Source organism: Deinococcus cellulosilyticus NBRC 106333 = KACC 11606 (assembly GCF_007990775.1).
Classification (GTDB): Bacteria; Deinococcota; Deinococci; order Deinococcales; family Deinococcaceae; genus Deinococcus_C; species Deinococcus_C cellulosilyticus.
Genome location: NZ_BJXB01000001.1, coordinates 167,123 through 178,934 on the forward strand (window position 1 = coordinate 167,123; position 11,812 = coordinate 178,934).

Annotated in this window: 10 protein-coding genes; 6 read left to right on the forward strand and 4 right to left on the reverse strand. The window is 57.1% G+C overall.

The features are described 5' to 3' along the window. Positions 1-124: 124 nt before the first annotated feature. Complete coding sequence (locus DC3_RS00700; protein WP_146881663.1) at positions 125-832, forward strand: GntR family transcriptional regulator; 708 nt, start codon at positions 125-127, stop codon at positions 830-832. A 43-nt stretch (positions 833-875) separates the two neighbouring features. On the opposite strand, the gene DC3_RS00705 is transcribed toward DC3_RS00700, so the two are convergent. Beyond that, positions 876-2,114 carry an MFS transporter gene (locus DC3_RS00705; protein WP_146881664.1) on the reverse strand — a complete coding sequence of 413 codons (1,239 nt, stop codon included), beginning with the start codon at positions 2,112-2,114 and terminating at the stop codon, positions 876-878. Positions 2,115-2,370: 256 nt separating this feature from the next. Next, positions 2,371-4,290, reverse strand: coding sequence for an RICIN domain-containing protein (locus tag DC3_RS00710; protein WP_146881665.1), 1,920 nt, complete (start codon positions 4,288-4,290; stop codon positions 2,371-2,373). A 409-nt stretch (positions 4,291-4,699) separates the two neighbouring features. Between DC3_RS00710 and DC3_RS00715 the strand changes: the two genes are divergently transcribed. From DC3_RS00715 to DC3_RS00730, 4 genes are all read left to right on the forward strand, one after another. Then, positions 4,700-6,715 carry a beta-galactosidase gene (locus DC3_RS00715; protein ID WP_146881666.1) on the forward strand — a complete coding sequence of 672 codons (2,016 nt, stop codon included), beginning with the start codon at positions 4,700-4,702 and terminating at the stop codon, positions 6,713-6,715. A 10-nt stretch (positions 6,716-6,725) separates the two neighbouring features. Further along, positions 6,726-7,991 (forward strand): ABC transporter substrate-binding protein, encoded by a 1,266-nt coding sequence (locus DC3_RS00720; RefSeq protein WP_146881667.1) that lies wholly within the window; start codon positions 6,726-6,728, stop codon positions 7,989-7,991. A gap of 143 nt (positions 7,992-8,134) precedes the next feature. Further along, entirely contained in the window at positions 8,135-8,998 is an 864-nt protein-coding gene (locus tag DC3_RS00725) for a carbohydrate ABC transporter permease (RefSeq protein WP_146881668.1), read from the forward strand. Then, a complete protein-coding gene (locus tag DC3_RS00730) occupies positions 8,995-9,867 on the forward strand; it encodes a carbohydrate ABC transporter permease (protein WP_246130495.1) in 873 nt (290 codons plus the stop codon). Before DC3_RS00725 ends, DC3_RS00730 begins: the two co-directional genes overlap by 4 nt. Positions 9,868-9,930: 63 nt before the next feature. On the opposite strand, the gene DC3_RS00735 is transcribed toward DC3_RS00730, so the two are convergent. Together DC3_RS00735 and DC3_RS00740 are read right to left on the reverse strand one after the other, a co-directional pair. Then, entirely contained in the window at positions 9,931-10,950 is a 1,020-nt protein-coding gene (locus DC3_RS00735) for a LacI family DNA-binding transcriptional regulator (protein ID WP_146881669.1), read from the reverse strand. Between the two features lie 107 nt (positions 10,951-11,057). Further along, complete coding sequence (locus DC3_RS00740; RefSeq protein WP_146881670.1) at positions 11,058-11,273, reverse strand: hypothetical protein; 216 nt, start codon at positions 11,271-11,273, stop codon at positions 11,058-11,060. A 50-nt stretch (positions 11,274-11,323) separates the two neighbouring features. On the opposite strand from DC3_RS00740, the gene DC3_RS00745 reads away from it, so the two are divergent. Then, the gene (locus tag DC3_RS00745) at positions 11,324-11,812 is read left to right on the forward strand and encodes a GNAT family N-acetyltransferase (RefSeq protein WP_146881671.1); all 489 of its coding nucleotides are present in this window, start codon (positions 11,324-11,326) and stop codon (positions 11,810-11,812) included.

The following is an 11,812-nucleotide window of genomic DNA, read 5'->3' on the forward strand; positions in this document are numbered from 1 at the left end:
ACGCCATGTGGGTGCTGGCGTCGCCTTGCTGTGATCTTATACAATCTGGATGGCTTAAACGTGAAAAAGGAACTTTTGCTCTCCAAAAGCTTTTTTCACCTCTGAAAGGTAAAGTGGAACCAGCATGAACCTCCGAGAGATTGCCCTTCAGGTGCCCCAGACCACCACCACACCAGAACATGTGGTGCTGGTTTTGCGTGAGGCCATCACCTCTGGGGTCCTGAAAGCAGGTCAGGCGCTTCCTGCAGATGCCATTGCTGCAGAGCTGGAGGTCAGCCGAAGTCCGGTGCGAGAAGCCCTCAGGCAACTGGAAACCGAGGGACTGATTCAGTACTATCCCCACCGGGGTGCAGTGGTGGCCGCCCTGACCGAGCGGGACATCCTGCAGATCTTCGAAATCCGCCAGATTCTGGAACTCGGTGCCCTTGAACTGGCCTTTCCTCACCTCGGCCCAGCAGATCTGCAAAGCTTGCAAGACATCTCTGAACGCTATGAGGCAAGCACCGATCTCAGCGAGATGAAACAGCTGGATGTGCAGTTCCATGAAACGCTCTACCAGCTTCACAGGAACCCGCAGCTCAGGGACCTGATCTCTTCCTTGCGCATGAAGGTGGATGGTTACTGGCACATGTACATGAGGCTGGTGCGGCACAAATCCCGTTTCGAGAAAGACCACCGGGACCTGCTGCTGGCCTGTGAATCAGGGGACCTGCAAGAGGCCCGGGCCGTGCTGAAGTGCCATCTGGAGCAGACCGCCCTGATGCTGATGGAGCAACTGAAAGCAGAAGCACATCCGCCTGTCCGCAAACGACGGGTGCGGCCTGATCAGTGACAATAAAAAACCCGGCAAAAGCCGGGCTGTATGGAGTGGACCTTCAGGTGGATGAAGTCTGTTCCTGCCTTGCAGGCTGGGGACGGGTCACGAGCCAGCTGTACAGCATCCAGCTGAAGACCAGCAAGAGGGCTGCACTGAAAAACGCGATTCCAGGAATGGAGGTCTGGGCAGATGGGGTTGCGTAGTGGGAGAACAGTGCAGTGGACATCAGGGGTCCCACCACTCCCGTCAGGCTGTTCAGTCCACCCATGTTGCCCTGCACCACACCCTGCGCTTCTGGGGGCACTTTTGAGGCAAGTTGGGCCTGGAGAGCAGGACCGCCCACCCCCATCAGGACCGACAGGGGCATGGAGGCAAAGAACATCCAGGGAAGGCTGGAAAGACCGTACAGCACATAACCCACAATCCCCAGCACCAGGGCCACCTGCACGGTGCGCACGGTCCCAAAGCGTTTGAGCACCGGGGAAACCAGAAGCGTCTGCACCGGAATGCCCAGCACCCCTGCCACGGTCAGGGCCAGACCGCTCTCTCCGGGTCCCCAGCCGTAGCGGGCCGCCCCGTGCAGCACCCAGGTGCTGGTCATGAACTGCAGGGCCAGAGCAGTGAGCACGTTCACCCAGGCCAGACCGGTCAGTCCGGGATACTTTCCAATCACACCGAGGGAACGCAGAGGGATCAGGTTCTGAAGCGCAATGGGGCCATTGCTGCGCCTGTGGTGCGACTCGGGAAGCACCAGCAGTCCGTACAGGAAGTTCAGAAAGGCGAAACCTGCAGCAAAGATGTAAGGCAGGCGGATGTCATGCTGCCCGAGCAAACCCCCGAGGGCAGGACCGATGATGATGCCCAGGCTGAATGCTGCCCCGACCATCCCAAAATTGCGTGCCCGGGTCTCAGGGGTGCTGATGTCTGCGATGTAGGCGTTGGCCACTCCTGCACTCGCAGCAGCAGCACCACCAAGAAAACGCGCGACGAACAGCCAGATCAGGCTGGGACTGAAAACAGCCAGGGCGTACGAGAAGGAAGCAAGCAGGGCCGATCCCAGCAGCACCGGCTTGCGGCCATACCGGTCACTGAGGGCACCCAGAATGGGGGAAGCCAGCAACTGGGCGAGGGAGTAGAGCCCGATCAGCACACCGAAACTCTGGCTGGCTGTGGCAGGATCATGGGTGAGGGAGGCAACCATCTGGGGCATGACCGGAATCAAAACCCCGAGACCCAGCATGTCGATCAGCAGGGTCACAAAAATGAAGGAAACAGCGGCCTGACGGCGGGTGGACATGGCGACTCCATGAAAAAAAGATCATCCCAGGACTGGGCATGACGGACGGGAACCTGATTGCAGGCTCGGTTGATGGGTGGGAAAAGTCAGGGCATGGATGGTCCTGAGCACAGAAACCCAGAGACCTCCGAATATTACCCGGATAAAAATCTGGCGTCAATATCACCCGGGTAGAATAGGCCATCATGCGGAGATGGGTTGACAAAGAAGCCAGAGGGGATCTGCCCTCTGGCTTTAAAGCAAATGTTTCAGCGGCTCAGTCTGCCCGCACCATCAACCACTGCTGGTTGTCTCCCCCATTGTCGTCCCACTGGATGGCCCGTGCCTCTCCAGTGGAGGTGGTGTTGTTGATGGATTCCCCGTTGATGTCCAGCACTTTCAGGCTGTTGCGGTTGATGATCTTGACGTAACCTCCAGAGGTGGCCTGCACTTTCCATTGCTGGTTGGCTTTGCCGGTGCTGGTGTACTGAATGACGTTGGCTCCACTCTCGATTTTTTCACCCACGACATCGAGCACCTTGCCGCTGTTCTTGTTGGTGATTCTGTAGTACCCATTCCCCAGATCCGTGAAAATCCAGCGCTGGTTGTTCCCTTCATTGTCTTCATACTGTCCGACGATGGCCCCATCTGTGGTGGCCGCCCCGTACACGTCCAGGGCTTTCCAGCTGTTCTTGTTGAGCACTTTGTAACTGGCCCCGGAAGTGATACTGGTGTTTGCTGCTGGAGCCACCACACTGCCGATCACCACGGTGGTGATGGACTGGGCTGGCAGGCTCAGGTTTACGCTCTTGTTGCTGACCGTTGCAGAAGCCAGTTGCACCAGGTTCTCTGTGGCGGAGGTCCTGTAAAGCTGCGCAGTGCTGCCCACCGAACTGAATCCACTGAGGTTGAGGGTCAGGCTCTTTGCTGCAGTGGTGTCGTTGATGCTGACGATCACCAGCTGACCGTTGCTGTTGAGGGCAGCCACACTTCCCACATTGCTGACCGGAAGAATCTGGGCTCCAGGCCGGATGAACCTGCTGAATTGCCCCATCGCGTAATAGCCTTTGGTGTAGCTGAAACCCTGTCCGGAAAGGAAATTGGCTTTCAGCAGGCCCCAGGTGTGGTTGGTGGAGGTGCTGCCATCACTGTTTTCCACCGCCTGCCAGTACACCCAGGCCCGCACCTGCATGTCATTCAGGTCCATGCGGATGGTGTTGGCAAGTTTCAGGGCCGTGCTGAGCTGGTTTGCAGAGGTGTTGCTGGTGTCGCAGCACCCATACTCGGACATCCACAGCGGCTTGTTGTACTTCTGGGCGGTGTTTCTCAGGAGGCTGCGCTGGCTTCCCTTGTACGCGTGGGTGTTGATCTGGCTGATCTGGTTTTTCACCGCATCCGGATAACTCAGGAATTCGGTGCGGGTCAGGTCGATGTCGGTGGTGTCCATGGCAGAAACCGGGGTGGTCACGCCCTGGGCCTGCAGTGCATTTGCCACCTCACCGATGATTTTGGGCTGCTCTGCACGGCTGACATTCATGCCTTCCTGTTTCCCTGTGGAGGACCAGTACCCCGAGTCAGGCTCGTTGAGGGGCGCCACCGTGGTGAAGGTGATCCCGTCCACATCCCTGAAATGTTTGAGCACGTCTGCAACATACCTGCCGAAGTCGTCGTACATGTCAGTGCGCAGGTTGTTGTAGGTCGGGGAGGTGGCCCCGGCGGTGCAGTGGTTGGTCAGCATGAAAGAGGGAGCAGAGTTCACAAAGGCTTCCAGCAGGTTGGCTCCCCGGTTGATGGCAGCCCGGAGCACCCAGCGCTGGTTGGCATCCCGGCTCCAGTCGTACACGCCCAGACTGGTGGCAAGGCTTTGCACGTTTCCTCCAGGACGCATCTGGTTGCGGCACACGTTGTCTGGGGCATCTGCACCGAGGTTGTACCGGGCAATGTTGAACCTCAGTCCTGCATCGCCGTAAAGGGCATCCATGACCTGGTTTCGACTGGTGTCGGACCAGCCTCCAATGACGTTTGCAAACCAGGCAAGAGATGTGCCCCAACCCTGAAAGGTCTGGTAGCGAATGCGGGGGTCAACAATGGCTGTTCCGACGGCCTGTTTGCTGATCTGGGTGGATGAGACATTCTGGATGGCATTGCAGCCGACCATGAGCAGGGTCAGGCTGCCAAGCAGGGTGGCGTGTTTCATGGGCTCTCCTGTGACACTTGAACGAGGGAACGAAAGGTTTGAAACCTCCGAAAGTCACGGTTTTGCTCAGGGTATGAGCAACATCCTCCTTTTGATCAAAATTTACAAGAATGATTTGAGTATAGCCAATGGCTCTCACTGCCGCAACCCTTAAGCAGAGCATCTGCATCCAGAACAGAAAATCGCAGTTGGAGTTCAGTTGCGGCATCACAGGGCCTTCTCAGTCGCTGCTCAGGGGTTCTGGCAATGCTTTCTTGCTTCTGTATGCACAACGGGTCTCTGCGCATATGTTGACAGTGACGCCAGATCGGCCTATACTCCTCTTGTAAAGTCTTACAAAAGAAATGAAAGTTACGCAGATTTGATTGCCTTTTGCAAACAAGTTTGCATCCTTCTCAGAGGAGTCAACGTGAACATCCTGAACACGCTTGGGCAGCATGTGCTGTTTGGCGGCGACTACAACCCGGAACAGTGGCCAGAGCACATCTGGCATGAAGACGTGCAGCGCATGAAAGAGGCCGGGGTCAACCTGGTTTCGGTGGGCATTTTCGGCTGGGCAAAACTGGAACCCAGTGAAGGCCAATATGAATTTGACTGGCTGGACCGGGTGCTGAACCTGCTCCAGGAACACAACATCGGGGTCAATCTTGCCACGGCCACGGCCTCTCCTCCGGCGTGGTTTGCACTGAAGTACCCCGAGAGCCTTCCGGTCACCAGAGATGGGGTCACCCTGGGGTTCGGAAGCCGGCAGCATTACAGCCCAGCCAGTGCTGTTTACCGTGAAAAAGCTGCACAATTGGTGCGCAAACTGGCCGGGCGCTACGGCACCCATCCTGCAGTGAAGATGTGGCACATCAACAACGAATATGGCTGTCACATCTGGGAATGCTTCAGTGAAAGCACCGCACAGGCCTTCAGAGGATGGCTGCAGAAAAAATACCAGGCCCTCTCTGAAGTCAACCGCGTGTGGGGCACAGCCTTCTGGAGCCAGACTTACCACCAGTGGGAGGAAATCCAGCCTCCCAGAGCCATGCCAGGGTTCTACAACCCCACGCAGTACCTGGACTGGCGCAGGTTCTCCAGCGACATGATGCAGGAATGCATGCAGCTTGAAGTGGACATTCTGCGGGAAGTGACTCCCCACATCCCGGTCAACACCAATTTCCTCAGTGTGGCCAAGAACCTCAACCAGAGGGAACTGGCAAAGCTGGAAGACATTGTTTCCATTGACATCTATCCTGATCCTGCAAGTGAGGACGCCGCTCTGGAGGTGGCCATCCAGGGAGACTGGGCCCGTTCCATGCGGGACGGTCAGCCGTGGATCTTGATGGAGCAGGCTCCGAATCAGGTGCAATGGCGCCACATCAACGCCATCAAAAAACCCGGCCAGATGCGCCTCCTCAGTTACCAGCTGATGGCCCGAGGCGCGAGGGGCATCCTGTACTTCCAGTGGCGTCAGAGCGTGAGCGGTTCTGAGAAATACCACTCGGGAATGCTGCCGCACACAGGGGTGAAATCCCGCACCTGGCAGGAGATCAAACAACTGGGTCAGGAATTGAAAGGGCTTCCTCTGCTCAGTTATCAGCACACCGCAGAAGTGGCAATCATTGTGGACTGGGACAGCTGGCAGGCCCTGGAACAGGAGTCCCACCCTCACGTCCAACTTCGCCTGATGCAGCAGGTCCAGCAAATCTACAGGACCCTGCACCGCAGAAACATTGCTGTGGATTTCACCACCAGCCATCATGACCTGAGCAAGTATCGTCTGGTCTACCTGCCCAGCACCCCCCTGATGGACCAGGCTTCTGCCGGGAACCTGAAGAATTACGTGCGACAGGGCGGATGTCTGGTTTCTGCGTTCTTCTCTGGCATCACCGATGAGCATGACCACATCCAGCAGGGCACCGATCAGGGCAGTTACAGCCCGGGCCTCAAGGAACTCCTGGGGGTAAACATCCTGGAGTTTGCTCCCCAGCAGGACGGCACCGTGCTGCAACTCAGCAATGGCTGGGAAGGCAGCATGTGGGCAGATGTGCTGGAACTGAACGGAGCCACAGCCCTCGCCACCTACCAGAGAGAAATCTCAGGCCCGGCCATCACCTGCAACCTGTACGGAGAAGGTCAGGCCTACCACATGGGCACGCAACTCACCAGTCAGAGCCTGCAGGTGTTCACCGATCTGCTTCTTGAGAACCGCAACCTGAAGGCCCCACTGGACGTTCCCGAAGGCATCGAAGTGGTGCGCTGGCAGGACGGCACCCTCTTCCTGACAAATCCCACAGATGCACCGTGCAGCATTTCCCTCCCCTCAGCCATGACTGCACTGGTGGGAACAACAGAAGGCCACACTCTGCAGCTCGCCCCGATGGGCGTTGCTGTCCTGCAACCCCAGAGCCACCCCACCGAAGTTCTGACCCCTCAATAAGGAGAGCACCATGAAGAAGACCATCCTGTTCACCCTGACCCTGGCCCTCAGCAGCGCCGTTGCCGCCCCCAAAGGAGAAATCACGGTGTGGAGCTGGGACGTGGCCGCCAAAGCCCTGGAAGCCACCATCCCGAGTTTCAACAAGAAGTACCCGGATGTGAAAGTCAAAGTGGTCGACCTCGGCAACCAGAACGTCTATGACCGTGGCCTCGCTGGGTGTGCCGCAGGGGGAGCAGACCTCCCTGATGTGTACAGCGTCGAAAACGGTGAAGCTGAAGTGTTCTGGGCCCGTTTCCCCGACTGCTTCACCGACCTGACCACCCTGGGGGCAGGCAAGTACCTCAAGAGCTTCCCCGCCTTCAAATGGACGGAACTCAGTGTGGGCAACAAGCGTTACGCCATGCCCTGGGACTCCGGCCCGGTGGTGATGTTCTACCGCCGTGACCTCTACAAACAGGCTGGAGTCAGTGTCTCTTCCATCAAAACCTGGGATGACTTCATCAAGGCAGGCCAGAAGGTGAATGCCAAGTTTGGTGGCAAGGTCAAGATGGGTGTGATTGGCAACGGAAGCGACGATGAATGGTTCCGGATGCTGGCCAACCAGAACGGCTGCTTCTACTTCGACAATGAAGCCAGTGAAGTCACCATCAACAAGCAGGGTTGTGTGGACGCCCTGACCACCATCAAGAAGCTGATGGACGCCAAACTCCTCTCTGTAGGCGACTGGGGCGGCCAGATCACGGCCTTCAAGAAAGGTGACATTGCCACCTCGATGTTCGGGGCCTGGTACGAAGGCACCATCCGCAGCAACGGTGCAGACCTGAGCGGCAAGTGGGGCGTGTACGCCATGCCTGCCAGCAAAAAAGGCGGCGTGCGTGCAGCCAACCTGGGAGGTTCTGCCCTGGCCCTGCCCGCGAGCAGCAAGAACAAAGAAGCTGCGTATGCCTTCATCGAGCACGCCCTGGCGACCAACGAAGGCCAGATTGCCATGCTCAAACAGTACGGACTGGTGCCTTCCCTGCTGAGTGCTGCCAAAGATCCTTACGTGGCGCAGGGCCAGAAGTACTGGGGGAACCAGAAGGTGTGGAAGACCATCCTGGACACCCTGGGGGATGTGCCTGCTGCACGTGGAACCCAGTTCTTCCAGGATGCCCGTCAGGTCATGATCGTTGTTCAGGCAGATTTCCTGGCCGGAAAATACAAAACCGCCAAAGAAGCACTGGATGCTGCCGCCAAGCAGATCAGCAGCATCACCGGACTGCCCATCGCGAAATAAAGGTTTGCCGGAATGACACAAGTGCAGGCACCTGTCCCATTTCGGGTGCCTGCATTGTGCTGTTTTTAGATCCACCCTGACCTGCGCATCAGGACAGAAACACACCGGGCCTGCCTTTTGCCCAGGTCCACAGGAGGCCTTTGATGTTGAGACTCAGACAGAACCTTGTACCCTATGGGTTCTTATTGCCTTACCTTTTGATTTTCCTGCTGTTCTGGGCATACCCCCTGATCCGCAGCCTGCTGGACTCTTTTGACGATTCCCGCATTCTGGGCTTTGGTTTCACCCCTGCAAACTGGACTCGACTTTTCTCTGATCCTTTTTTCATGACCGCCCTGAAAAACACCCTGGTCATCCTGGCCATCCAGGTGCCTTCCATGCTGGCCCTGGCGATTGGCCTGGCCATTGCCCTCAATTCTGAAGTGCTGAAGGCCAAAGGGTTTTACCGTTTTGCATTTTTTGCTCCTCTGGTGGTGGGGACCACCGCCTACTCGGCGATCTTCCGCCTGATTTTCAACACCCAGTACGGTGCAGTGAACCACGGCCTGAACGCTCTGGGCCTGCCTTCTGTGGACTGGCTCAACCAGGGCACGCCCGCCCTGATCGTGATCATGCTGGCCATCACCTGGCGCTGGACCGGATACAACGCCATCATCCTCCTCGCTGGCCTGCAATCCATTTCCAAAGACGTGTACGAGGCTGCTGCAATTGATGGAGCCTCGAAATGGACCACGTTCTGGAAAATCACCCTGCCCCTGATGCGTCCAAGCATTCTGTTCTGTACGGTGCTGTCGGTGTTCGGGACCCTGCAACTGTTCACTGAGTCTGCCCTGATCACGGCCGGCGGTCCGGGGAATGCCACGATGACGCTGGGGACTTACCTGTACCAGCAGGGCTTCAGAAGCTTCAACTTCGGATACGCCAGTTCCATTGCCTACGCAGTTGCCATCCTGGGTGCCTTCGTGAGCTGGATTCAACTCCGCCTCCTCGGAAGGGACAACACATGAGCACGCCCAGACCCCTGCAAAAAGAACAGGCCATGATACAGAATCCTGTGCGTTCGAGCGTCCTGCAATCCACCCTGCTGCATGTCTTTCTCACCATTCTGGCTCTGCTGTTTCTGGCCCCGCTGTACCTGATGCTGGTGTACGCCACCCACCCGGACAACGGCATCTACTCGGGAGCCCTGTGGTTCGGCAGTGAAGCAGTGAACAACTTCAAGAACCTGCAGGCCGACACCAACTTCCTGCGGGCGATGGGCAACTCCATCATCATTGCGGTGCTGTACACTGCCGTGAGCCTGATGCTGACCAGCATGGCCGGGTTCGCGTTCACCAAGTACGAATTCTGGGGCAAGAACTTCTGGTTCGGGGTGATCCTGGCAACATTGGCGATTCCAGTGTTCGTGACGATCATCCCGCAGTACATCCTGATGGCTCGAAACTTTCACCTGACCAACACCTACTGGGCCGTGATTTTGCCCACACTTGCAAATACCATGGGCATTTTCTACATGCGACAGGCGTTTCTGACGGTCCACACGGACCTTTTGAACGCTGCACGGATTGATGGAGCCAGTGAGTGGCGGGTGTTCTGGCAGATTGCCCTGCCTGTGGTGCGCCCAGCAATGGCTGCTCTGGCGATCCTCCTGTTTCTGTCGAGCTGGAACGATTACCTGTGGCCTCTTCTGGTGCTGAACAACAAGGATGCCTACACCATTCCGGTGGCCCTGGGAACCCTGGTGGGTCTGACCCGCGTGTCATGGGGTGGGATCATGATGGGCACCGCACTGTCCACCGTTCCTTTCCTGATCCTCTTTGTGATTGCCCAGCGTCAGATCATTTCTGGCGTTGCAGGAGGCTCGGTCAAAGGCTGAGTTTCTTTCAAAGCAAACCCTGCCAGCATCTGGCAGGGTCTTTTCATTTCAAGAGTTCAGGCTCTATTTCACTTTGCCCGTGGACCCCCGCACCACCAGATGGGTCTGCAGTGGAGGCCTTGCTGTGGGTTCTTCCTCCCCCAGCAGGGACACCACCAGTTGAGCGGCCTGGGTACCGAGTTCCTCACTCGGGAAATGCACTGCGGTGAGGCCCTGCAGCACCGTTCTGGCAAAAGTCCGGTCATCAAAACTCACCACTGAAACATCTTGTGGGACACGCAGACCTGCAGCCTGCAATGCTCGAACGGCACCCAGAGCAAGCCAGTCGTTGCTGGCAAAGAGCGCCGTGAAATGGGTGCGGGCCAGCAGACGCTGGGTGAGTTTTTCCCCTTCGGCTTCTGCCCAGTCCTGACCATTGGCCGAGGCAAACAGGGCAGGATCTGCAGGAACACCTGCGGCTTGCAGGGCACGGATGTATCCGGTGTACCTGCCCAGGGTATCGGGTCGGTTCAGGGGACCGGTGATGTGGGCGATGCGGGTATGACCGAGGTCCAGCAGGTGCCGGGTGGCCTGTTCCCCGCCCATCTCATTGTCCACATAAAGGCAGGTGGAGGCGGCTTCCGGGATCAGACGGTTGAGGATCACCATAGGAACCCCTTCCTGCATGAGTTCAAGCAGATCTTCGTCTGGCAGCAGGTCGGTGAAAAGGATATAGGCGTCCAGATGGCGGCTCTTGAAGGTCTGAATGGCCTGTTTTTCTTTGCGAGGGTCGTCATGGCCCAGAGAACACATCATGTGCAGGTCGTGTTCCAGCAGGTGCTGTTCGATGGTGTTGACGATGACCCCATAGAATTCGTCTTTGAGGTTGGGCACAAGCACACCCACTGTCTTGAGGTCCTCGGTGAGGAGGCTTCTGGAAAAGGGGTTGGCCTTGTATCCGAGGCGCTCGATCACTTCACGCACACGCTGAACTTTTTCCGGGCTGACTTTTCCGGTGCCGTTCAGAATTCTGGAGACGGTGGCTGTGGACACTCCGGCTTCTCGGGCGACATCCTGAATGGTGAGGTTGTGGTGCTGGCGCATGACGGTCTCCCGGGTCTGAGTTCAGCAGACCTGTCAGAAGGATCAGGTGCTGCCCATCAGGATCAAATTTTACAAAGGCTTGCGTTGAATGCCTTCTCTGATGCACCTCATTCTACATGATTTTCACGTTCTGGCAGGGTTTTTTGATGGAATGTTCCCCAGGGCAATGTAAATGGTTTCAAGAGCTGTAGATCCTCCAGGTGACAGCTCCATCCTTTCATCGTGGAAGCCTGCTGCGCCGGCGCAGCAAACACCGGAAACGTTTCTGAAACAAAAATTTCTCGCGTTTCTTGTGAAGGACAAAACAGCCATGTTGCAGGCATCCTATCTGCTCACAGCAGAACCAACAAGCCCGACTCTGGTAAAATAGAGCATGTCTCAGATTTCAAGCACCCACATTTTATTGAGAGCCGTTGAACCCTCTGATCTGGACCCGTTTTTTGACCACCAGCGTGATCCTGAAGCCTGCCACATGGCGGCTTTCACCCGTGCAAATCCCGGTGACCGTCAGGCTTTTGATGCGCACTGGCAAAAGATCCTGCATGATCCAGACATTGACAACTGGACCATCGAGCATGCCGGACAGGTGGTGGGGCATGTGTCGTCTTTTGTGTACGACTCAGAGCGGGAAATCACGTACTGGATTGACCGGGCACACTGGGGCAAAGGGCTGGCCACCAGCGCGCTGCAGACTTACCTGAAACAGCAGCCCAGAAGGCCTTTATACGCCCGGGCTGCTGCTGACAATCACGGTTCACGCCGTGTGCTGGAAAAGTGTGGGTTTCAGGTGATCGGGGAGGACCAGGGCTTTGCCGAGGCCAGAGGTCAGGAGATCCCCGAATTCATTTTCAGGCTGGACTGA

Excerpts from the sequence above, each read along its gene's own strand:
- DC3_RS00700 (WP_146881663.1), top strand. The coding sequence starts at position 125 with ATGAACCTCCGAGAGATTGCCCTTCAGGTGCCCCAGACCACCACCACA.
- DC3_RS00705 (WP_146881664.1), bottom strand. The coding sequence starts at position 2,114 with ATGTCCACCCGCCGTCAGGCCGCTGTTTCCTTCATTTTTGTGACCCTG.
- DC3_RS00710 (WP_146881665.1), bottom strand. The coding sequence starts at position 4,290 with ATGAAACACGCCACCCTGCTTGGCAGCCTGACCCTGCTCATGGTCGGC.
- DC3_RS00720 (WP_146881667.1), top strand. The coding sequence starts at position 6,726 with ATGAAGAAGACCATCCTGTTCACCCTGACCCTGGCCCTCAGCAGCGCC.
- DC3_RS00725 (WP_146881668.1), top strand. The coding sequence starts at position 8,135 with ATGTTGAGACTCAGACAGAACCTTGTACCCTATGGGTTCTTATTGCCT.
- DC3_RS00730 (WP_246130495.1), top strand. The coding sequence starts at position 8,995 with ATGAGCACGCCCAGACCCCTGCAAAAAGAACAGGCCATGATACAGAAT.
- DC3_RS00735 (WP_146881669.1), bottom strand. The coding sequence starts at position 10,950 with ATGCGCCAGCACCACAACCTCACCATTCAGGATGTCGCCCGAGAAGCC.
- DC3_RS00740 (WP_146881670.1), bottom strand. The coding sequence starts at position 11,273 with ATGCCTGCAACATGGCTGTTTTGTCCTTCACAAGAAACGCGAGAAATT.
- DC3_RS00745 (WP_146881671.1), top strand. The coding sequence starts at position 11,324 with ATGTCTCAGATTTCAAGCACCCACATTTTATTGAGAGCCGTTGAACCC.